At 64.4% G+C, this 22,871-nt stretch carries 11 protein-coding genes; all 11 read right to left on the bottom strand.

The genetic code is table 11. The features are described 5' to 3' along the window. Nucleotides 1–6 precede the first annotated feature (6 nt). Nucleotides 7–987 carry a LysR family transcriptional regulator gene (locus tag BM416_RS23605; protein ID WP_092489632.1) on the bottom strand — a complete coding sequence of 327 codons (981 nt, stop codon included), beginning with the start codon at nucleotides 985–987 and terminating at the stop codon, nucleotides 7–9. Nucleotides 988–1,038: 51 nt separating this feature from the next. Continuing rightward, the gene (locus tag BM416_RS23600) at nucleotides 1,039–1,980 is read right to left on the bottom strand and encodes a peptidylprolyl isomerase (protein WP_092489631.1); all 942 of its coding nucleotides are present in this window, start codon (nucleotides 1,978–1,980) and stop codon (nucleotides 1,039–1,041) included. Continuing rightward, a complete protein-coding gene (locus BM416_RS23595) occupies nucleotides 1,977–2,438 on the bottom strand; it encodes a YbjN domain-containing protein (RefSeq protein ID WP_065924373.1) in 462 nt (153 codons plus the stop codon). Before BM416_RS23595 ends, BM416_RS23600 begins: the two co-directional genes overlap by 4 nt. A gap of 20 nt (nucleotides 2,439–2,458) precedes the next feature. After that, nucleotides 2,459–3,085, bottom strand: a complete 627-nt coding sequence (locus tag BM416_RS23590; protein WP_027607530.1) for a hypothetical protein — start codon at nucleotides 3,083–3,085, stop codon at nucleotides 2,459–2,461. Nucleotides 3,086–3,103: 18 nt separating this feature from the next. Beyond that, nucleotides 3,104–4,804, bottom strand: coding sequence for a putative porin (locus BM416_RS23585; protein WP_092489630.1), 1,701 nt, complete (start codon nucleotides 4,802–4,804; stop codon nucleotides 3,104–3,106). A 47-nt stretch (nucleotides 4,805–4,851) separates the two neighbouring features. Further along, nucleotides 4,852–5,556: an energy transducer TonB family protein gene (locus tag BM416_RS23580; RefSeq protein WP_092489629.1), complete on the bottom strand. Its 705-nt coding sequence runs from the start codon at nucleotides 5,554–5,556 to the stop codon at nucleotides 4,852–4,854. 3 nt (nucleotides 5,557–5,559) lie between these two features. After that, complete coding sequence (locus tag BM416_RS23575) at nucleotides 5,560–5,985, bottom strand: ExbD/TolR family protein (protein ID WP_010211136.1); 426 nt, start codon at nucleotides 5,983–5,985, stop codon at nucleotides 5,560–5,562. A gap of 11 nt (nucleotides 5,986–5,996) precedes the next feature. Next, nucleotides 5,997–7,796 (bottom strand): DUF2341 domain-containing protein, encoded by a 1,800-nt coding sequence (locus BM416_RS23570; RefSeq protein WP_092489628.1) that lies wholly within the window; start codon nucleotides 7,794–7,796, stop codon nucleotides 5,997–5,999. Between the two features lie 24 nt (nucleotides 7,797–7,820). Next, entirely contained in the window at nucleotides 7,821–9,410 is a 1,590-nt protein-coding gene (locus BM416_RS23565) for a ShlB/FhaC/HecB family hemolysin secretion/activation protein (RefSeq protein ID WP_092489627.1), read from the bottom strand. A gap of 59 nt (nucleotides 9,411–9,469) precedes the next feature. Beyond that, entirely contained in the window at nucleotides 9,470–10,063 is a 594-nt protein-coding gene (locus tag BM416_RS23560) for a transposase (RefSeq protein ID WP_065926276.1), read from the bottom strand. Nucleotides 10,064–10,551: 488 nt separating this feature from the next. Continuing rightward, nucleotides 10,552–22,800, bottom strand: a complete 12,249-nt coding sequence (locus tag BM416_RS23555; RefSeq protein WP_092489626.1) for a filamentous hemagglutinin family protein — start codon at nucleotides 22,798–22,800, stop codon at nucleotides 10,552–10,554. Between the last annotated feature and the right edge of the window lie 71 nt (nucleotides 22,801–22,871).

Below are 22,871 nucleotides of genomic sequence, written 5' to 3'. Positions count from 1 at the left end.
CGCGCGTTAATCAAACCACTCCCGCCGCCCCTCGAACGTACCGACGATCAACTCGACGATCATCTGCACCGCCTCGGGGTGGCGCACCTGCGCATTCACCGCCAGCCACACCTGGCGCTGCATGCTGTCCTCGGCCAACAACCCCGGCAACGCCACCAACCCCCGGTCGAAGCTGCTCATGTAGTGCGGCAGCAAACCGATGCAGGCGCCGCAGCGGATCATCTCCAGCATCAGCGAATAGGCATGCACCTGCACCACCGCCGCCTGGCGTTGTTGCACCACCTGGTTCCACGGCTGCAGCGCCTCGACCTGGGCGTCCGGCTGCCATTGCACCAGCATGTAGTCAGCCAGGTCTTCCACGCTGTCCGGGCGCGTGGTCAGGCGTGAATAGCGCTTGGCGATATGCGGCAGGTACCGCAATCGCGCCAGCGCCCGCGGCGGTTCGGTGACGAAGCTCGGGCCGGGCACCGGGCCGTCGGTGTCCGCCAGCCACAGCACCACATCCACGTCCACCGCTTGCAGGGACAGGTGGCTGTCGAGGGAGATGATCTCCAGGCGCACGCTGGCATTGCGGCGCAGCAAGGCGATCAGGTCGCGGCCGAGGATGTCGTGCAGGATCGGCTCGGCCACCGCCAGGCGAATCAGCGGCTGTTCCAGTACCGGCAGGCGCCGTTCATGGGCCAGGGCGATCAGTTGGGCCTGCAACTGCTGGCCATCGCGGCTGAGTACCAGGCCGTTGCCCTGGTAGCTGAACAGCGCATGGTGCAGGTGTTCCTCCAGCTGGGCCAGGCGCTTGCGCAACAGGGTTGCCTTGATATTCAGGCTGCGCGCGGCCTGCATGAAACAGCCGCAGCGCGCACTCACCAGAAAGTAGCGGGCCACCTCCGGGTCGATCTCGCTGGCCAGGGCCAGCCAGGCACTGCGTGGCTCGGTAGGTGCACGGTAAGCAGTGGGCCCCTGTGGGGCAGACGGTTCGAGAAATGCCATGGGAGACTCCCTGTCTGGTTGGTCTGTGCATCCAATGCGGGTTGAGGCGTGTTACTCCAGCACTTTGTTCAACTCGGCGCCGTCGATACTCAAGGTCGCGGTGTTGAGCATGCCCTCCAGGTAGGCCTTGGCGATCTGTTCCTGGCGCTGGGCGCGCAGGGCCTGGGTCAGGCGTTCACGCAGCTCGTCCAGGGTGGCGGTGCGCGCCGGTTGCTGGCCGATGAGCTTGAGCACATGAAACCCGGCAGGACTCTGCACCACGTCCGAGACCGCTCCGACCTTGAGCCGAGACACCGCGCCGCGCACCTCCGGCACCAGTTGCTGCAACGGCTGCATCCCCGAATCGCCACCGCGCGCGGCGCTGTCGGGGTCCTGGGAAAACTGCGTGGCCAGGGCGGCAAAATCAGCCGGCGCGGCCTGGGCCTTGCGGCTCAGTTCCTGGGCCTGGCGCCGTACGGCATCGAGGTTTTGCGGGTCATTCACCGCGAGGAAAATCTGGCTCACCTGGTACAACGGCGGCGTCACCCATTGCGCCTTGCCGCTGTCGTAGGCCTGTTGCAGTTCGGCGGCGCTGGGGTAGTCGGCCGGTACCTGGCTGACCGAGAGCATGTAGTCGCGAAACACGATCTGCTCGGCGGCGGCGCGGGTCTGCTGCTCCACCTCCGGGCGCTGGCGCCAGCCCTGGGCATCGGCCTGTTCAAGCACGGCTTTTTGCGCCAGCCTCGAGCGAATCCAGGTTTCCAGGGCGCCACGGTTGCCGCGCAATTGCTCGCGGGATTCGGCCGGCAGGCTGGCCAGCACACTTTTCAGCTCCGCCAGGTCGATCTGCTGGTTGCCCAGGCGCGCCACCGCTGGCCCGCTCGGCGCGGGAGTGATCACCGGCGCCGTTTGCTGCGCCGCCACCGGGTCGCTGCCCGGTCGCAGGCTCAACGCCACGGCCACCACCAGCACCGCCAGCGCCCCCGCGCCGAGCATCAGGGTTGGCTTTTTCACAGCACCGCCGCCTCTTCACCCACCGCGGCGGCCTGCAACTGCGCGGCCTGCTGGCTGTACTCACGCAAGTAAACGATAAACTCCTGCAACAGGCGATCCCACAATTCCAGCTGGCTGCGCAGGTGCGTGACGCCAACCCCGGCCACCACCACGTCCATTTCCATCAACAGGAACTCACCCTGCACCGACAACCGCGCAAAGCGCCGCGAGGCGTTCCATACCGGGGCCAGGCCTTCGGGCAACTCGCCCTGTACCCGCAGCGCGCAGCTGTAGGTGAAGTCCACATAGCTGCCCTGCTCCGCCGCCGGGTTACCGAAGCGCACGGCAAAGCCGATGCCCTGGCTGGCGCTGAGCAATTGCACGATGCCGTTCTGTTCGCTCTGGTTAACCCGGTAGCCGGCGTCCTGCAACAGGTCGGTGAGGCTCTGGACGGTGACGCTGGTGATCAATTCGCTCATGGTGATCTCTTCCTTGTCTATCAGTGATTGGCGGCTGCCTGGGGCGCATCAAAACGGCTCTTGTACAGATCGTCGCCAAAACCCTGGGCCAGTTCCTCGAACTTGACCCGTGCGCTGCTGGCGAACGGTTGGCGAATGCTCATCACCTCGGCCACATCGATTTTTTCGTAGGCCGCGAGCAACTGCTGGGCCACGCCGTACATCTGTTGATTCTTGACTGAACATTGCTGCACTTGTGTGTCACGTTCGCTTAAGGCCGCCTGCAAACGCGCGCGCTCGGCTTCCTTGCCCTTGGCCAGCACCAGCAGTTCGTCATAGGCCTTCTTGAACTTGCCGATCTGCTCGTTGCTCGCCGCCACCTGGGCTTGCGCCTGGCTGTGCAGGCTCTGTTGCTGACCGGCCAGTTGCTCGGCGGTGCCACGGGCCTTTTCCAGCTCGGCCGTCAGTTGCTTGATTTGCGCCTGGGCCTGTTTGGCCTGGTTTTCGGCGGCCAGCCGTGCGGCACTGGCCTGGGCCTGTTCGCTTTGCAGCGCCTGCAATTGCTGGGTGGTGCTGCGCAGCTGCGTACGCAGGCGCTCCTCCATGCCTTCGGCCGAAGCGCCGGTGCTCACCAGCAGCAGTAACAGCGCGCAGATTCGTGTGTTCATGTGGCGTCTCCCTGCGCATCAAAAGCGCGTGTTGAGTTCCAGTTGCATCACATCGACTTCGAACGGCTGGCCATACACTTCGGAGGCGCTCAACCAACGCGCACTGGCGTAGATGTTCTTGTCGATACCGTAGTTGCCGCCGATGAAATAGCCCTTGGCGTTGGTGCCGCCCAGGTGGAACGACGAGTCGTTGAAGCCATCGGGCAAGGCGTCGGGCTGGATGTACTTGTAGCCGGCCAACACATTCCAGTCGCCGCGCTTGCGCATCTCCAGGGCGCTGCCGAGGGTGAACGAGACCATCAGCGCATTGCCGCCACTTTCAAACTGGCCATTGCTGTTGATGTTGTTGACGATCTCGCCTTCGCTGCGCTTGAGCATCTCGCCCTTGTCGTAGGCCAGGTTGTGAATGAAGTTGGCCTGGCTGCGCAGCTTGAAGTCGCTGGGCAGTTCGCTGTCCCAGACCAGGTTGAGGTCCAGCACATCGAACTTGGACGCCAGGCCTACGTACTGCGGGTCGGGTGTGCGCGCAGGATCCGCCGGGTTGGTGGTGTTGTTGCGCAGGTTGAACACGGTGTTGCCTTTCTGCATGAAGGCCACGCGCGTGCCGTCGGTGTCGCAACCCGCCGCGCCCTGCCAGGTGGAGCAAGGGCTGGAGCGCTCGCCTTCGATGTCCTGGAACTGGTAGTAAGCGGCCGCGAGCTTGAGGCGGTTGCTGCGGTTGATCTTCCAGTCCGCGCCGATCTGCCCGCCAAACAGCCATTTGGTGTCGCTGTCTTCCTTGTCGATACCATTGCTGCTGGCGGTGTCGGAGGTGTACTCCACCGGGAAGGCGCCGAGGGTACCGAACAGGCCCCACTCGCTGTTGAGGCTGTGGTTGAAGATCGCCGCCACGCCGTCGAAGTTGAGGTCGTTGGAATACATCATGTCGGTGGAATAGAACGGGTTGCCGATGCGCCCGGCGGTCAACGTCATGTAGTCGGTGGTTTTCCAGCTCAGGTAACCCTGGTCGAGCCAGATGTCCTTTTTGCCAAAGCCGCCGCCCAGGGTCTGGGTGGTGGACACTGGGTTATTGTCGGAGCCGGTGGCGATGCGAATGCCGGCGGTCCATTCCGGCGAGATCACCGCTTTCATGCCCAGGCGTGCACGCAGGCGGAACAGGTTCTCGCGGTCCTCGCGGGTGTTGAGCAGCGGTGGGAACTTGGTGTTGGAGTTTTTGTTGACGTCGTACGGGCCGGTGTCATTGAGTTTGGCAAAATCGGTGATGTTGTTGCTGTTATTGCCCGAGAAGTAGCGCGACTCGTCGCGTAGACGAATATCGCCATCAAAGCTGATGCGCGAGATCCAGTCGGGGAACGTATTGGGCTGCGCCCAGTTTTCCTGCTTGGCGGTGGACATGACTTCGGCTTTGACCTGGTCGCGGATCTGGTCGCGCACCGCCTGCGGCACGTACTGCACGCGCACATCCCCAGGCGCGGTCGCCGGGCCGCTGGCAACCACCGGCGCGGCGTTGGCCTGGCGGGCCTGCTGGGCTTCCTTTTCGGCCTGGGCGATCAGCCCATTGGCGGTGTCCTGGGTCAGCACGCCTTGCTGCACCAGCAGGCGGATCAGGTTGATGGTGACGTTTTCCGAGGGCGCAACCGGGGCGGCCGCCGCCTGCCCGACCAGGGTCGCGATGACCATGCCAACCGCCAGGGTCAGTCGATTCACGGGGGAAATCATGTGTACGCAACTCCTGTAAAAAACCGTAGGTAAGAGGTTTCGTGCAATCAATCCGGGCGCCGGCCCTTGAGGGACAGGCGCATGGGCAGCGTCAGCGACGCCGGAGGTTTCTGGGTGGCGCGGGGCGCACGGATCAGCGCGAGCATCTGCGCGTCGGTGTCGGCGTCCCCGCTGGACTTGGCCACCAGCGCCTTCGTCACCTGGCCGTCGGCGCCCAACCACAGGTCTATCTGTATCGAGAACGCCTTCTTGCGCAGCTCCGGGTCTTCGCGCATCAGCCGTTGATAGGTACCGGCCAGGTACTGCTTGTACGTGCCGGTCCCCAGCCCGCCGCCGCCACTGCCGGCCATGCCGCCGCCCTTGCCGGCGCCGATGTTGAAACCGTCGTTACCGGACTGCGCATCGCCGTCGATCTGCATCGGGTTGGCCAGGTCTTCATTCGGTGAAGGCGGTGCTTCCTCGGCCGGCTTGACCTCTTCGGGTTCGGGGCTGGGCACCGGTTCCGGGACTTTCTCTTCAACCTGGGGCTCGGGCTCCTTGGGTTTTTCCGGGGGTGGCGGCGGCGGGGGCGGCAACGGAATAATCGTCGGCACCTTCGGCGCTTCACGGCGTACGCCACTCATGTCATTGGCCCACTGCCAGAGAAACCAGGCCGCCACGGCGCCCAGCAACAGGCCGGCGCCCCACTTCAACGGGCGCAACGGCGGTTTGTTCTTCACCGGCAATGGCGCGATCGGGATCTGTGCGGTCATGACTCAGCCCTGGCTCGGTTTGCCGGTGACCAGGCCGACCTGGGACAGCTCCAGCCGGCGCAGCAGGTCGAGCACCTCGATGACTTTCTGGTACTGCACCATCGCATCGCCGCGCACGATCACCGGGAAGTCCGGGTTCAGCGCTTTCTCGATGCGCAGGCGTTCTTCCAGTTCGCCGAGGGTCACCGGGTACGCGTCGAGGAACACCTGGCCGCCGTCATTCACGGAGATGGCCTTGGTCTTGGCCTCCGACAGCGACACCGAGGCGCTGGCCTTGGGCAGGTGGATCTGGATCCCCGAGACCTGGGCGGTGGCGGTGAGGATAAACATCACCAGCACCACCATCAGCACGTCCACCAGGGGCGTGATGTTGATGCTGTCGACGGCGGCATCATCGTCATCGTCGTGGGAGGCATTTACGGAAGCCATGGCGATTCTCCTCAGGCCGGAACCGATGCGTGATGGTCGCGGCGGTGCGCGGTTTCACTGTGCTGGCTCTCGCCGTGCATCTCCGCCAGGCGGGTGATGAACTCGTCGACGAACACGCGCATGTCGGCGCTGACTTCCTTGTTGCGCGTGATCAGGCGGTTGTAGCCAAACAATGCGGGGATCGCGACGAACAGGCCCATGGCCGTGGCCAGCAACGCCGCCGCCATGCCCGGGGCGATGGCGTTGATGTTCACGTCGCCGGCCATGGCCGTGCCGAGGAACACCACCATGATTCCCAGCACCGTACCGAGCAGACCGATGTACGGGCCGCCGGCGATGGCGTTGGACAGGGTCGACAACTTGGAACTCAGGGCCTGGTTCTCACGGGTGCGCACGCCGTCCATGGAGCAGCGGATCGCTTCGATGGTCGCCGCCGACACCGACGAGGTGTCGGCGCCCTGGGCACGGCGGGTACGGATCTCCTTGACCGCCACCAGGTACAGGCGCCACAGCGAAGAGTGGGTCAGGCGCTCAGCCAACTGCGCGTCGTCGGCATACATCTCCAGGCGCGTGCCGATCTGGGCGAAGTGCTCGCGGAACACGTCGTTGGCACTGCTGAGGCGGCTGACCTGGCGGTTCTTGCGCAACATGATGACCCACGACTGGAACATCATCGCCACCAGCACCAGGATGATCACCCAGGCGTCCACCGGCACGGCGTTGAGCAAAAAGCCCAGGCTGCCGAAGCCGAAACCGGACTGTTCTTCATCCACGCCGTAGGCCACCAGTTTCGACTCGGCGCCCTGGGCGCTCGCATCGGCCAGCAACAGCGCAGCCGGGCGCGCCACCTTGGACAGGCGCAGCTCATCCATGGCCCCGGCGAACGGCAGGTGCGCGCTGCCGGCTTCCGGCAGGTCGGCGCCGACCGCCAGCTGCGTGTTGAACCCAGGCATGGCCACGGCGAGCGTGGCGCTTTCACGGCCATTCACATACAGCGTGACCTTGTCGCCCTCGGCGGTGAACGCCAGGTGCTGCCATTGGCCTGGGTTCAGCGGTTGGGTCGACACCGCGCGCTGGCCGTCGATCTCCACAAACGGCGAGCCCTGGTTCAGGCCCAGCAACAGGCTGTGGGCACCGTCACGTCGGGCCAGCACGATTTGCTCGCCACTGGCCTGATCCAGGCGCAGCCAGGCGCTGAACGTGAAGGCAGCGCCGGCGGCGTGTTGCAGCGACGGGCTGGCCGGCAACAGCAGCGGCTGGCCGGCGAACTGCAAGGCACGGCCGATCACGCCGTCGATGCTCGCGCCGGTGGCGTTCAACGCGGTGTTGGCGTAGGCCGTGGTGTCCCGTGGCGGCGTCGCGTTGGCGCCATCGAAGTGATAGAGCGCGGTGTAATTCGGATCGAACGTCAGCTGGCCATTGGCGGTGGCCGGGGCCTTCTGGTTACCGTAGTACATCCAGAAGTCCTGGCGCTGGCCGCCTTCGACCTTGGGCACATCGACCCAGATCAACGCCATGCCCATCAACGGGTCGAAGCTTTCGATCTGGTGATTGAACACAGTCTTGTCATCGGCACTCACAAAGCGCAGGTCGGCGCCGTCGTCCTTGACCCCGTCAAAGGTGAAGTTGCCGGTGTGCAGGCGCACCAGCAACGCGGTGCGGCCCAGGGCCTGGCTGATCGCGGCGCCCTGGGCGGTGGTGTCCACCGAAATCTGTTTGCGGTAGTGCCAATCGTCCTGCCACCAGGCATGGGCAGTGGCCGGGAGCGCGAAGCCCAGGCAGATCAACAGGCTCAGGAATAGGCGTTGCATGGGTGAAGTCTCCGGAAGAAAAAGTCAGAAAGTCGCCTGCACACTGAAGTGCAGTCGCGAGTCCTGTTTCTGGGTGTTCGGTCCATCGAGCAGCGGGTAACCCCAATCCAGGCTGCCGGACAACCACTTGCTCAAACTGGCGCGGGTGCCCAGGCCGACACTGGCCAGGCTGTATTCGTCTTCCTGCTCGGGCAGCGGGTCGTGCAGGCGCATGCGCGCGCCTTCGGCGAACGCATAGAAGCGCCACTCCTGCACATAACTGCCGAGGAACTTGGCCAGGGACGGCGTGCGCAGTTCCTGGGAGAGCAAATAGCCCTCGTCCCCGGTGCGCTCGGCCGCCAGGTAGCCGCGCACCGAGGTGGCGCCGCCGGCGGAATACTGCTCGTTGGACACCAGCGGCCCGGAGGCCAGCTGGAAAGCGCCCTTGGACGCCGACTGCCAATCGTTGGCGAAGGTGTAGGTGTAATTCAGGTCGCCCTTGAGCACGGCGAAACTGGCACTGGCCTTGTAGCGCTTGTAATCGAATTCTTCGGCGTCGCTGCCGTAGCCAAAGAATGCACGGGTGCCGACCACCAGGTTCAAGCCCAACCCCAGCTGGGATTGCTCGGTGTAGCGATAGCCGTTGTAGCCCAGGGTGAACGGTGCGTACTTGAGCGGCACCTGGTCGCTGCTGGCGCCGAACTTCATCTGCTCGTCAAAATCCTTGAAGTCCACACCGAACGAAAACGAATTGGCCCAGTTGCCCGCCGCCGGCAAACTGTAGATGGCAGATACGCCGTAGGAATGGCCCTTGCCCAACACGTTGCTGCCGCCGATGGTGGCGATGTTGCTGTCGGACTGGTAACCGGAGAACTGCAAGGTCCAGCGTTCGTTCAGCGGCGCACTGTAGGATCCCGACCAGACCTTGGCATTCTCGGTGTCCTGGGGCGCGGTGAAGTAGGTCAGGGAAATGCTGTGGCCCAGTTGCCAGAGGTTGTCGTAGCCCAGGGTGGCGACCGAGCGCAGCTTTTCGGTGTCGGCGCTGTAATCGTTGTTCAGGCCGAGGCTGGCGTGCCAGGGGTTCTGGTCTTCGACCTGCAGATCCACATCCATGGTGCCGGGGCGCTGGCCTTCGCGGACCAGTGGCGTGACCTGCCGACCGGCACTGCGGTTGAGCCCGGCCAGCTGGGTTTGCACCGTGGTGAAATCCGGTACCGCGCCTTCCTTGAGCCCCGGCACTTCCTCGCGGATCTCCACCGGCGAGTAATGCTTGGCGCCGACCACACGCACGCGGCCGACCTTGGTTTCGCTGACCTGCAGATAGACGATGCCGTCATCGACCTTCTGTTCCGGCAGCTCGACAAACACCGACTGGTAGCCACGCGCCTGGTAGATCTTCTGCAACGCATCGCGCGCGCCTTCGATATCGTCCAGGGTCTTTTGCGGGCCGAGAAACGGGTACACCGCCTCCTCGATCGTCGCCGCATCGAGCACGGTATTGCCGCGCACGAAGTACTCGTTGACGTCCACCTTGCGCGCCGGGGCCTCACCGCCCTCCTCGGCCCACACCGCTTGCGCCAGGACGCCCAGCGTCAGGCAGCACAACGCCAGCGTTGATTTGAACAGATGCTCCACACCGCCCCCTAACTGTCTAAGATTTTGCGCCGTCGCCGATTGCACGGCGTCTGGCCTGCTCAATTGCTGCTGGTCGAAAGATGGCTGTGCCGCGCCAGCCAGGTGTGCAGCAAGGCGAAGTTCAGGGAGAACTCCGGCATGTGCAGCAAGGCGCCACAGAACACTTCACCGATGATGGTCTGGATCAACTGCACGGCCTGCGGGTTGTTCAACAAGCTGGCGATGTCGCGCTGCAAAGCGTGGATGCTCCACACCTTCTGGTTCAGCTCCAGGCCGACGAACCAGCGGAACAGCAGGTTGTAGTTCAGTTGCTCGTGCAACTGCTGTTCGCTGGGCACCGAATACAGCAGTTGCAGGAGCAGGATCTGCACCACGGTCTGCGGCGCGATCGACATGCCCGGCGCGGCCTGGAGCAGGTCGCGATGCTGCTCGAGCACCTCGTCGATCTGCGGGCGCAACAACACCAGCGAATGCCCCGCCGGGATGTAGCTGGACACTTCCTTCAAGGCGCCCTGCCAGTCGTCCTGGGAGACGATCCACACCCACGGCGCGCCGTAGCGGTACACCGAAACCGGCTTCTTGCGCGCGGCCTCGACGATCTTCGACAGGCGCTGGTCGAGCTCCTGCATGCCAACTTTCGAGTAACGTTCCATAGTTCCCATTGCCCCACTCCTGGCGTCCCGCTGACGGCTGGGGAGGCGGCTCGTGGCGGCCTCCAGCGCGTTACATAGGCAAGACGGAAGTGGCGATGAGCTACCGAACTTTTGTCATGAAAGCTTCATTTGGGATTGTGAGGGGGGCAATTTTTCCGGGTCGGCATATGCGGCCCTGGAGCCGACCGGAGTTGGGTCTGGTGTACTGGGTAAATGTGTGAGGGGCGGTGCGACGATTCGACTTGCCCCCGATGAGGGAGTGTCAGTCACTTATTTTTTAACTGACCCGGCGCTATCGGGGGCAAGCCCCCTCCCACATTTCAGTCCCGGGGGCATCAGTTAGAAAATCGTCGCACCCACAGTTTTAACCGAGTCTCCCCCACCATACCGCTCAGCTAATAAGAAACTCGCCGCCCTTCTGCTTGCGCAAAAAAATGGGGCGATCATTGATCGCCCCGAACGGTACATCGAGAGGTCCTTCTGAAGTTCTACAAACTGATCTGCTTACGCTCCTCATCCGTCAACCGCGCCCGCGCCTGTTCACTCAGCGGCCCCGCGCCCAGCACCTGCACCGGGCTGTTGGGGTTGTAGCTGGAGTTTTTCTGCTGCGGCTCCGGCTCGCGCGGCAACGGCTCGGTGCCCAGGCTCAGCACCTCCACGGTCATGATCGACGGCCGGCCCTGTTTGGCCGCCGCCTGCTGGCTGCGCGCCGCGTCTTCTGCGGCCTGGGACGCCGCCGCCCCCGCCGCGCTGGCCGAGCTCATGGCCCCGGTATTGACGGTGGCCGACACCGGCACCCCGGACGACTTGCCCTGGGTCTGGATGTTCGCTGCGTTCACCACCCGCAGGGCGGCGATGTTGACGTTACCCGACACCCGAATGCCCGCCTCGCCCGCATCGATGGTGCCCATCGGCGCGATCAGGTCGATATCCCCCGCCGGCACTTCCGGGATCGGGTTCAGCGTGGCGATCCCCGCACCGGTGCTCGGCACCGACGGCGACAGGCTCACGTTGCCCCAGTTGTCATAGACGCGCTTGGGCGGCGTGTACACCACGGTGGTCTTGGAGCCGCGCCCGGCGTTGATGTCGCCCTCGCTGGTCCAGGCCATGATCGAGCCGCCGAAGGTGGTCATGATGCGGCTCTGGCCGAGCAGGATGCTGCCCTGGGAGTACAGCTGGATATCTCCAGCGCCCTGGGTGATCACCCCAGCCGTGGACGGCGGTGCGGCGCCTTCGATGCCGAACGTCTGGCGGCCACCCGGCGTGAGCATCTGGATCGAGCCACCGAAGTTGGTGTGCACGCCCGCGCCGCCGAACATCGTGATGTCGCCTTTGTAGGTGATCGGGTTGCCGGCCACGTCGGTCTCGGGGAACAACCGGGCAATCGCGGCACGACCACGCACATAGCTGCCCTGGCGCACACTGCCGTCCTGGTTGTACTCACGGCCGGCGGCCTTGAGTTCGGCAAAGTACACGTCGCGGGCGAAGATCCGTTGTTGTTCGGCGGGCAGTGCGGCGTAGTAGGTCCGGGCCTGTTCGCTGTCGCCGGCAAAGCCGAAGCGTTCGGTGAGCCAGGTAACCAGCTCGTTTTCGTAAGTTTTGGCCACCTTGGCGCCTTGCAGGGATTCACCCGGTTGCGCCAGGTTGGCGGGGTTCAGGTAGGCCTCGACGAAGCCGCGGTAATCCGGGCCATTGGGGCCCATGCCGGCTTGCATGACGATGCTTGCGCCAGGGCGGCTGTCGCCCGCCGCCACAGCACCCAGGCTGTTCACCGCGACTTTGTCTTCCATCTGGATGTTGCGCCCCGCCGTCAGCTCCAGGGTACCGGGGCCGGCAACGTTAAAGCTGCTGTAGAGGATGTCGCGGCCAGCGCTGGCGATGGAGATATCGGTGGGGCTGTTGTGCACGAACAGGTTGCCGGTAAAGGTGTATTGACCCGTATCCGTGACACCTGCGCTGGCACCGCTCAAGCGCGTGCCGCTGCCGACAATATCGCGTCCGGCTTGCATCCATACCGGGCCTGCGCCTTCGTAAAAGGTTTGCCCGAACCGAGCGTCACCCACCCCCGTGATCGTGAGGGCGCGCCCACTATTGACGCCCAGCAGGTCCCCGTTCAGCGCATAGAAACGCGCGGGCTCCAGGGCATCACCCCAGGCCATGCTGGCGGTGTTGGGGCCAAAGGCAAACAGCGGGGAAACCGTCAAGGTTGCAATGTTGCCATCGCTGGAAAGATTGCCACTGCCCACTATTGCCGTTTTTTGATCCGTCAGGAAACCGGCGAAGGCCGGACGCAGAATAGTCGCCAGGCTATTGGGTGCCGCACTGGAGCGGCTGATCGTCAGATCGCCGCCGGAGATCGAATCACCGGCCAGCAATTCCAGTTGCCCATTGGACGAAGGTGCGAGTACCAACGCCCTGAGCGGCTGCACGGTGCCAGGATTACTGGTCGAGGCGCTGCCGTAATAGAGACTGCCGTTAGCGGCAACCGCACGCAATGTCGCGGGATAGACCGCCGCCATATCGGTTTCCAGGGTCTGGGTCAGCGGCGTGAGGTTGCCCCCGGCAGAGAACAGGTCCACTGCTGTGCGGTCGGTCCACAAGCTGAACCAGCTTTGTCCGATCCCGTTGACCCCCTTATTGACGAAGGTCAAGGCGTTCATCTGCGGCGCGCGCCCAGGGTCGGCGACGTCCTGCAACACCAGGTCGCCACGGGTGGACAGGCTGAAAGTGGCGTCGCCCGGCAACAGGCTCAAACCACCCGAGGCCATGGCCGAAGTGGAACGCAAAGGATCGTAGGCGCGCACTTCGCTGGGGCTCTGGTCTGTGAACCGGTTGCCATAACGCAGCGTCAGGCTGCCCAGGGCGCCACCGGTCAATTGCACGTGCCCACGCAGGTTCACCAGCGCACCATTGAGGTGGTCTGCGAAGGTCTGGCTGGCGGGGTTAACCGCTCCGCCGACCCGCAGGTTCAGATCACCGCCACCCGTCAGTTGCACACTGCCATCGGCCCCGACCCGACCGGTGCTGCCGACTGCCAGTACCAGGCCTTGGCTGCGGCGACTGACGTTCAGAGCTGTTGACGAGACAGGGCTGATGAGTCCTGCATCGCCACCCACATCAACATTCAGGTTGCCGCCTCCCAGGGTGCCAAACCCGGTGAACCCGACCATCTGGTCCGAACGGTCGCTGGCAACGTAGGAACCAAAGTTGATCCACCAGGCGGTGGCTTGTGCCTGGCTCCCACTGAGCCCATTGCCCTGACGCCACAGCCAGTTGCCGACGTTGGCTGAATCCTGACCCTGGTCGCTGGGTACCGGACGACCAACGCCATTCTGCGCCGGGCTGGTGATATTGCCCGTCAGGTTGCCGCCCACTTTAAGCAGCAAGTTGCCGCCAGTGTCCGGATACCAGGCACGGTACAGGCTGCCCGTTCCCCCATCGACCAGCTTCTCGTTGCCCCCCGCGTTACCCAGCACCTTGTTGTTGCTGCCCACGGCGCGCTTGAGGTTATAAGGATCGTTGGCCGAGGTGCCGGTGGACGAACTGCCCGCGGTATAGACCCCGAACAGCGACTCCATGCTCAGGTTGCCGGCGGCCAGCAGGTCAAGGTCTGCAGCGCCGGTGCGGATTACGCTGAAGCGAGTGCTGCCGCCCACCAGCAGCGTGTAGGCCTCACCACTGATAGCGCAGTATTCCGGGAGATCGTCACAGAGGCCCGGGTAGTCTATTGCGACGAAGTCAATCGGTTGGCCCACCATGCTGTCATCGCCGAACCACCCCATGGAGCCCTCCTCGGTCCAGACCTGGGCTCCTTTCCCGAACGTCCCATAGTGACTGTCCGCCAAGCGCAGATTGCCGCTTACCGGATGCGGTTGCAGCAGGCGACTGTCGGCTGCCTCGGTATCGGCCCCCGCGACCAGGCGAATCGACCACGACTGCGCACCCTCCTCCAGCATGGGTGCAATGGCCCAGTTCTTGCCCGGATGGCCGGCGTCACGCAACGTCACCGACTCCACGCCGCCCGGCAGCTTCACGTCTGTCCCCGACGGCAACAGGGCGCCCCGGGGCAGCACTTGGCTGGCGGCCAGGGTCACCTTGGTGGCCAATGGCACGCCCTTGGGCCAGATCAAGCCGTCGACACTGGCTGACGTGCTCAACAGGCTGCCGGCATCCAGGACACTGCCGATGGCGACGGTCTGGCTCTGAGTCAGCAACGTGCCCGCCGCGAACAGCACATTGCCCGAGGCATCCCGAACAGCCGCCGCCAACACCGTACCCGCCGGGAGTACCAACGGTTGTTTGAGCGTAGCCGCGACGGGCAATCGGGTGCCCGGCGGCAGAAACAGGGGGTTGGTCAGTACATCGAAATTAAGCGCAGCGCCCGCGGGGAACACGGTGCCCACCTCCAGGGTCACGCCGCTGCCCGGCACCACCACGGTGCCGCCGGTGTAGTCGATACCGGCGCGCAGCACCCAGCCACTGTCATCGTCGGTGGGCGGTGGCGTGGCAAAGCCGTCGTTGATGCTGCCATAGATATTCAGGTCGCCACCGGCGCGCAGGGTCAGGCTGCCGGACTCCGTCTTGGCCGTTGATTTGAGGCTGGCGTAGCGATAGCCGGAGAGGTCCAGATCGCCCTGCACTACAAGGTCGCCATCCGGGGTTTTGCTGATGATCTCTACGCCGGGGCGCAGGTGGAACACATCGCCGTACGTGGCGTTGTTCAAGCCGGCGAGTTTGCGCAGCAAGTTGTCGTTAACGCGCGCAGCGTCGATGAATATCGTATTCGCGTCATTGACGCCCTGGAGGTAGGTCTGATCAATCACTTGGTACGGGCGCCCATTGGGCGTTTCATCGGTGTTGGTCGGGGCATCGTCGTAGGTTCTCATGCCATTGAGCGCAATCGAACGCGCGCCCTGGATAGTCAACGGCCCACGGGCGTCGATGGCGATGTCATTGCCGCCCACGCGCGGCGCGTTGAGTTCCAGCGTGCCACGGCTGCGCCCGTCATTGCCGGTCGCGGCCTCGGTGCCATGGCGCAGGTCGATGCGCGCCCCCTCGGCCAGGGTCAACTGGCCCTGGCCAGAGCCGAGGACCACGATGGCGCGGTTAGGCGAATCGATGATCTTGCCGTAGCTGTCCACCCGCAGTTGGCTGCCATGGGCATCGAGAACCGCCGTGCCGTCCAGGCTCAGGCCGTTCTTGGCAGCCAGGTTTATGCTGCCCACGCGCTCACCGCTGGCGTCTACCAGGCCGGTCACGCGCAGGCTGCCATTGTCGATCGAGACGTTGACGCTGTTGGCCTTGACGTCATTGCCGATGGTCAGGTCGCCCTGCTTGAGCTGGAAGCTGCGCGCACCGTAGACCTGGCCTTGGTTGAGGCGTTGGTTGAGCGCTGCGAACTGGTCGCTGAGCGTACCGCTGCCGCCCAGGCGCTGGGCCTGGATCTCCACCGCACCCGCGAGGTATGGCACCCGCGTGCCACCGGCATCGTAGTCACCGCTGCTGCCGGCGATGATCTTGCCTGCCAGGTCGACGATCCCCGCAGCGCCGTCCACCGCCACCGCGCGCAACTTGCCCGCCTGGTTGTGCTGCGCCGACAGGTCGATGGTCGAACCGGCGGCCTGCTGCACATTGCCGGCACGGCTCTCCAGCAAGACCTCGCCGCCTGCGCTGTATTTGGTCAAGTCATTGAAGGCAATGGCCCGGCCGGACACATCAATCGAGGCGGCATCGGTCAACACCACGTCGCCCCGCGCGCCCAAGGTGACCTTGCCGCTGGGCAGTACCACGGCAGTGGCCAGGCGAAGGCTATCGCCTTGCAATGACAATTCGCCGCCGATGCCGTCCACCTTGCCTACTGCGCCAGCCGAGGCGCTGACATCAATCGCGCCACCGGCGGTAATACGGTTGACCGAACCGGCCTCACCGGTCATCAGCGGCGTGAGGATATTCAGGTTGCCGCCGCTGTAGGCAAAGCCCTTGATCGCATCAAACGCACCCTGGCTCTGGTACACCGAGAGGCTGCCCTTGTGGTTGGCGGTGATGCGCTCACTGGCATTGAGGTTGACGTTGGCAAAGCCCAGGGCGAGGCGGTCGAAGGTATTGGTCGTGCTCGGCTGGGCAAAATCCCCATAGCCGAATTCGATACGCTCGGCATTGATGTCCAGGCGCCCGCTGCCGCTGCCGGCACCGCCGGTCACCGCCGCCACAGGCGGCGCGACGGCACCTTGCCAGATCAGGTTGGCGGTGTGGATAGTCGCCACGTCGTTCAAGCCGCCAGAGCCGTAGATCGCCGGCGCGGACAGCATCAGGTTGCTCAGCAACGACTTGCCGGTCACGGCGTCATAAGTATCCAGGGTGGTGGTGCCGTAGAAGTTAAAGCTGTCACGCGCCGACAGCTGCAGGGTTTCCAGGGCCGGGGCGCCGAATTGGGTGTCGCCGCGCAGCAGGCGTTCCAGCACTTGCTGGTTGAGGGTCATACCCACCGGCAGGCGATTGTTGGCGGCTGCAGCGGCCAGGGCTTCGGGGCTGCCGACGTTGATGCTGGACACGCCCAGGTTCAGGTGGCGGGTGCCATAGCGCACCTCATCGCCCATTTGCAGGGAGCTGTCGGTCAAGGTAACGATGCTGCCTTCGGAATACAGGGCTGTCTGGCCGCTGCAGGGCACGCTGTTGCACACGCCTAACTGGATGCCCCCACTGATGACTTCGCCCAATGACGGCGCGGCGATTACGTTGAGCAAACCATTGGACACCGCCAGCACATTGCTCAGGTTGTAGATAAAACCGTCACGTGCGTCGTAGCTGGCCTTGCCCTGGCCTATCGTGTTGATCGAGGCGCCTTGTTCGAGCGTAATTTTTCCGGTGGAGGTCACCAGTAATACCTCCGGTGCCGCCAGTTTCGCGCCGTCGCGCAGGATGATGGAACTGATGATGCTGCTGGGGAGCTTGATGTAGTTGCCACCCTGGCCGTACGTGACATAGGTCATTCCACCGATCAGCAGGCGAGCCGCGCCCATTGCATTCAGGCTGTCCGCATCCACCGTAATGCCTTTGAAATTGGCGGTAGCCGCGTTGCCTGCCGCGACAATTTCGATGTCCCTTCCCAGGCTGCCCTTTTCTTCGTTTATCAGCGATACGGTACCGCCGTAACCGCCGTCAGCGGCCTCGAAGCGACCGATCCCCTGGAACGAAAAGGCATCCGCACCTGCGCCTGGCCGCAGGGCCAGTTGCAGGGTCTTGGCATCCACCGGCAGCAGTGCCCGAGGTACACCAAGCCTGGTGGCGTCGGCCACGGCGAACTGTGCGTAGCCGGTTTCGTTGTATTGGGAGTAACGACGCAACATATCGGCCGACGTGAGAATCACCTGGCTGGCCGTACTGTTGCTGATCCCGGTATTGGCGATGGACAAGCGCCCTGCCGTGGCCCATGAGCCATTGCGCAACGCCTGGGTCGCACCGTCGGCGCCCATCCCGGCCAGGCCGTTGATCTCGAGCCGGAAAGCCCCAGGCATCAACGCATAGGTGGACGGCATCAGGGTATAGGTGCCGGCCGCCAGGCCCGGCACGCCGGCGCCGATTGTGATCTGCTGGCCGATCAACGGATCGACCGCGCCACCTTCCGGCGCCACCGGGGCATAGCCCGGTTGCACGCCCGGCACAATCGCATAGATCGGGTTGGTGCTCAGACCCGGCAGTACAAACCCGCCGTTGGCACCGAACTGTACCAACGGGTTGTAACGTGCATCCGTAGAGCCCCCGCGCCCGGAAATAAATCCGGCGCCGAGCAGTTCGCCACCGCCGGACAGATCCACCGTCGCCTGCGGCAGCACCGTCAACTGCTGGCCACCGAGAATCACCCCAACGTTCAGGCTGCCCGCACTGTTGCCGCCACCCTGGCCGATAAACGTCACTGTCTTGCCGTTGTACTTGTAGATCTGGCCATCCACGGTACCGCCGTAAGGCAATACCAGGCCCTTGCCACTCACCGACGTGAGGCTGCCCGGCAGCAGTTGCACGTTGGTAGAGCCCAGGTTGCCGATCTCGATCAGCCCCAGTGGCGCACGCACCACGCCGCCCTGCTTGATGGTGGGCCCGCCCAATTGCAGACGACCAAAGGCCGAGTAAGGCATGGCGGCATTGCTATTGGCGGTGCGTGCGATGGTCAGGGTGCGTGTCGGATCGTAATTGAAGCCTGTGTCATTGCTGGCAGCATTATTCAGATAGCCCGCCAGTACCCGGGCGCCGACTTCAGTCGCCGGATACAACTGCGCCGCGCGCAGGGTCATGTCACCACTGGTCACTAATTGCGTGCTGATGCCCTGGGCAATCACATCTGCACCCGCCCCCGCCAGGAAGCGCAAGTCGCCCTGGCTGGTCAGTTGCACATCATCAAACCCCCGCCGTTCGAGGCTGACCTGGCTGTTGTCGGGCCGCAACAGATAGCTCTTGTTGCCGAACACCACATTGCCACGCACGTCGATCAGGTTGGCGTTGGCGTTGAACTGCGCCGTGGTGGCCAGCGCGGAGGGATTGGGCAACACCGGCACCGCGCGGGTATAGGCTTCCTTGCCGGATTCTGCCGGCGCGAGGATGCCGGCCAACAGCAGGTATGGCGCCGACAGGTTGACCCGCGAACTGGCCGCCGCGTTTTCACTGAGGTTATAGCTGCCACCGTACAGACGCAGGCTCTGGCCCATGTTCAACGACACGTCACCGTCGAAACTCAGCAAGCCGTTGCTGAGCAGCGCCAGGTTGTCAAACCCACCGGCGCTGATCTGGTCCACGCCGAGGCGGCCATGGCCGTACTCGAGGCTGGAAGTCGGGCTGGCTTGATGGGTCTGGCTGAGCACCAGTTCACGCACCTTGAGCACACTGTCGTTGACGCCGGCCTTGAGGTAATACGGGCTTTCCAGGGCCAGGGCCAGGCTACCGCCCGCAGCACCTGCGCCACCCGCGCGGGCAACGAAGCTGCCGTCCAGGTACAGGCCGTTGTTCGACGCAAAGCTGATGCTGCCGCCATTGCTGGCCACCGGCACGCGGCCCTGGCCGGGCACGTCGAGCATCGCCTGGGCACCGGACGCGTCCAGGCGCGCGCCGTCGCGCACCACCACAAACAGGTCACTGGCCTTGGCGATACCGGTGGCCAGGTTGATGTCGCCGCCGATGCTGATGGTCCCCCCATTGCGCACCTGGCCGTAGACATTGCCACGGTTGCTCACCGCCGTGACCGCACGCGACGCCACGTCGATCAGCGCGTTTTCACCCACCCAGATCGAACGGCTATGGCCGGCGGCGTTGGCCGCTTCCGAGCCCGTCGCCGTCAGGCCGCCCAGGCTGACGCTGCCGCCCCAGGCGTTGAGGCTGCCGTTCATGGTCAACTGGCCGACGCTGCGCAGGTTGATGGCCTGGCCTGGGTCGACAGTGATCACCGCGCCCTGCCCCACGCTCAAGGCCGTGGTGGCCAGTTCAGCCGCCGTGGAATTTAGATTGCCGGCGGTCAAGGTCAGGCTGGCGCCACGGCGCTGGGTCAGTACGCCTTTGGCAGCGTCTTCCTGGTACAGCGCCGGCGTCCAGCGTTCAAGGACGGTGGCCGGGTCGCTGCCCGTGGGAGCGGCCGAGGTCTGCTCGCCAATACGGTAGACCGGCGTCGTGACGTCGACCTGGGTACCGTCCGTGACCAGCAGCCCTTCATTGCCGGTGATGTCATAGGCCGAGAAGCCCTTGTTGAAAAAATCCCCCGCCAGTTGCACGGTGCCAACATCGGGCGCCGTGGCGCTGTCGCCGATCTGTACTTTGCGCGCCTGCAACGCCAGGGTGCCGCCACCGCTCACGCCATAACCGCGAATCTCGCCGTCCAAACCCAGCGTACCGAGAGACGCCAAGGTCACGTCGCCGCCCTTGCCACCGTTGAGCTTGCCATCCAAGCCGAGGGTGCCACCGGAGGAGGTGTCCACCAGGCTGCCGGCCGCCAGGTTCACACCGCCAGTGCTGCGCAGCGACACCTTGCCGCCGTTCACATAGGCCAAGCCGCTGCTGTTGGCCGGATCCAGCAGCAGATTGTTCCAGCGCCCGGTGGCATCCAGCGTGACCCCGCTGGCCACGTTCAGCGTGCCGCCGCCGTTGAGGATGCTGTCGCCTACCGCACCGCCTTTAAGCGGGTCGACCTGGCTGAGGATATTGCCCGCGTTGAGGCTGCCGCCGTGGGCCGTGAGGTTGGCGTTGATGTCGACCCTTGGCCCGAACAGGGTGATATCGCCGCCATCGGCCACCTTGAGCGCTCCGTTGACGGTGACCTGCTGCTTGGCCGCGACCTTGATCGCGCCCAACTGATAGCCATTGAGCTGGTCGCTGTCGAGTACCATCTTGCCCTGGCGGTCCGCGGGCAGCGCGGTGGTGAGGTCCAGGCCATCGGCGATTTTTTGCGTACCGCCCTCGATCAATACCTCGTCCGCGTTTGCGCCCAAGGCATAGCGCAGGGTGCCGGTGGTCTTGTTGTAGATAGGCGTGTAGCCGCCAATGATCAATTGCGCGCGCTGGGCCATGGCCTTCTGCGACTGCTGGTAACCGTCGAGGTTGATGTTCGGCGTCTGGGTCTGGCGATCGCCCTGGAACACGTCACTGATCACCTGGCCCTCGAGCACCGCGCTGGTGGTACCGATCACCAGCTTGCCGGCATCGCGGCCCACCGTGTAACCGCTCTCATAACGACGCTGCTTGGCGATCATCGGGTTGTAGTAGTAATCGGTCTGGCCCCAGCGCTTGCTGGTGTCTTCATACCCCTTGTAGAACCCGGAATAGAGAATGTCCCCCGGCGCGTTGGACAGCTCATACAAGCGCCCATCCGGGCCCTTGAGCCAGGTCTGCTGGATATAACCGGCCTGCACATCCACAGTGCCGCCCGACAGGTTGATCTGCGCGTCCTTCTGGGTCACCACGTCCTTGCCGGTAAACGTCACGGTACCGCCCTGGGCCATCCACTCGCCCACCGAGTGGCCTTGGGTACCCAGGTAGCCGCCCACTTCCAGCAAGCCGCCAGCGGTGTACCAGCGATCCGTCGCATAGCCGTTGGTGCCTGCGGGCACAAACACCAGCTCGCGCAGGTCGACCCATACATCGTTATTGATCAACTGCCCATCGTCACGGTTGACCGGTGCGTCGCGCTGCTCGTTGCCCTGTACGTTGATCTTGATGTTGTTGGATTCCATCGACACCTTGACACCGACCGCCCCGGAGACATCGATCATCGCCCCGTCGCGTACCAGGCTGCGCCCGGTGGCACTGACCGCGACCTGCCCACCGGTAGCCAGGGTGATCGAGCCTTTCTGGAAGTCCACGGTGCCGCCGCTGACGATCTCGATGCGTGATTGGTCGGTGCGGTCGGCCACGGCGCTGAGGTTGTTGAACTGGCCGGTGATCAGGTTGGCAGGCGTGCCGTCGAGCTTGATCAGGCCGTTGTCCTTCTGGCCGTTGAGCGCGGTGCTGCCGCTGCTGTCGAGCAGGATCGCGGTGGTGCTGCCCTCCCCCAGGGTCACGCTGCCGGTGGTGTCGGTAGCGGAATTTAGCAAATGGATGGTGCCACGGGTGTCCACTGACGTGCTGGCCAAGGCCACGCCATTTTGCTGCACCTGGTGCCCGGTCAGGGTGATGTCACCGGTGGACGCCATGATCAGGCCCGTGTTGCTGACCTTGCCTGCGCTGCTGCCGGCCTTGAGGCTGGTGGCCACTTCATTGCCACGGGTGGTGGAGCGGTCATTGCCGGTGGTGCCGACACCCTTGCGGATGTAAAAGCTGTCGCCGGCGGCCAGGGTGGTCTGGCCCTTGGCGGTAGTGAGGGTACCGGCGTTTTCCACTTCCGAGCCCAGCAGCAAGGCATAGCCGCCGGCGTCGGTGGAGGTGGCGGGGTTGTGGGTCTGGATCAATGCGCCGCGCTGCACCTCGACCTTGCCGGCCGCGTCAGTGAAGGTCGGCTGGGTGCCGGTGGCGTCCACGTAGATACCGCGCTGGGTGAACTGCTCATCGGTGATGTTCGCCGCCGCCGCCACCAGATTGCGCACGTTGACCTGGCTGGTGCCACTGAACACCACGCCGTTGCGGTTCACGATCATCACCGTACCGGCGCCGTTGATCTGGCCCTGGATTTCGCTCGGGCGCGCATTCGGGTCGTTGACGCGGTTGAGCACGGCCCAGCTCGACTGCTGCTGGAAGTCGACGCTGGTGTTGCGCCCGACGTTGAAGGTTTCCCAATTGAGGATGGCCTTGTCGGCGGTCTGTTCGATGGTCACCGTGGTCTTGCCGCCGGCCTGGGTCTGCACCGGGCCCTTGGCGTTGGTCCAACCCTGGGTCAGGCTGTTATCCACCTGCAGGCCACCCTTGCCGAGGCCATCGGGAATAGTCGAGACCTGGCCGAACGCAGCCTGGCGCCCGGCGGCCTGCGCCGCCTGCTGCGCGGCAATCGCCGCCACACTGGTGTTCAAAGTGCTGATGGAACGCGCCAACTGCTGGTTGACCCGCGCCTGCTGGTTCAGCGAAGGAATCCCCTGCACCTGCCCGGCACTGATCCGCGCCGCCGTCGCCGCCTGGGTCGCACCTTTATCGGCAAACCAGCTGGAACTGAACGCCGTGGCCGCATGGGCATTGCCCGCCACCATCAACAAGGCGATGGCCTGGGCCAGGGGCTTGAGGCGCAGCACAGTTTCTTGGGCTTTCAGGTTAACCGGCGATTTGCAGCGGACCATCGGGGATCTTCCTTCTTTGTTATCACGCAGGGAGCAAGACAGGCTCACGTATGAGGGTTAGGCGGTTGGCG

Origin of the sequence: Pseudomonas sp. NFACC42-2, from assembly GCF_900116055.1 — a bacterium.
Taxonomy (GTDB): domain Bacteria; phylum Pseudomonadota; class Gammaproteobacteria; order Pseudomonadales; family Pseudomonadaceae; genus Aquipseudomonas; species Aquipseudomonas marginalis.
This window is presented reverse-complemented; position numbering and strand designations above follow the sequence as displayed.

Coding starts and splice junctions, on each gene's coding strand:
- BM416_RS23580 (WP_092489629.1), bottom strand. CDS start 5,556: ATGACCGCACAGATCCCGATCGCGCCATTGCCGGTGAAGAACAAACCG.
- BM416_RS23570 (WP_092489628.1), bottom strand. CDS start 7,796: ATGCAACGCCTATTCCTGAGCCTGTTGATCTGCCTGGGCTTCGCGCTC.
- BM416_RS23595 (WP_065924373.1), bottom strand. CDS start 2,438: ATGAGCGAATTGATCACCAGCGTCACCGTCCAGAGCCTCACCGACCTG.
- BM416_RS23575 (WP_010211136.1), bottom strand. CDS start 5,985: ATGGCTTCCGTAAATGCCTCCCACGACGATGACGATGATGCCGCCGTC.
- BM416_RS23590 (WP_027607530.1), bottom strand. CDS start 3,085: ATGAACACACGAATCTGCGCGCTGTTACTGCTGCTGGTGAGCACCGGC.
- BM416_RS23605 (WP_092489632.1), bottom strand. CDS start 987: ATGGCATTTCTCGAACCGTCTGCCCCACAGGGGCCCACTGCTTACCGT.
- BM416_RS23560 (WP_065926276.1), bottom strand. CDS start 10,063: ATGGAACGTTACTCGAAAGTTGGCATGCAGGAGCTCGACCAGCGCCTG.
- BM416_RS23555 (WP_092489626.1), bottom strand. CDS start 22,800: ATGGTCCGCTGCAAATCGCCGGTTAACCTGAAAGCCCAAGAAACTGTG.
- BM416_RS23585 (WP_092489630.1), bottom strand. CDS start 4,804: ATGATTTCCCCCGTGAATCGACTGACCCTGGCGGTTGGCATGGTCATC.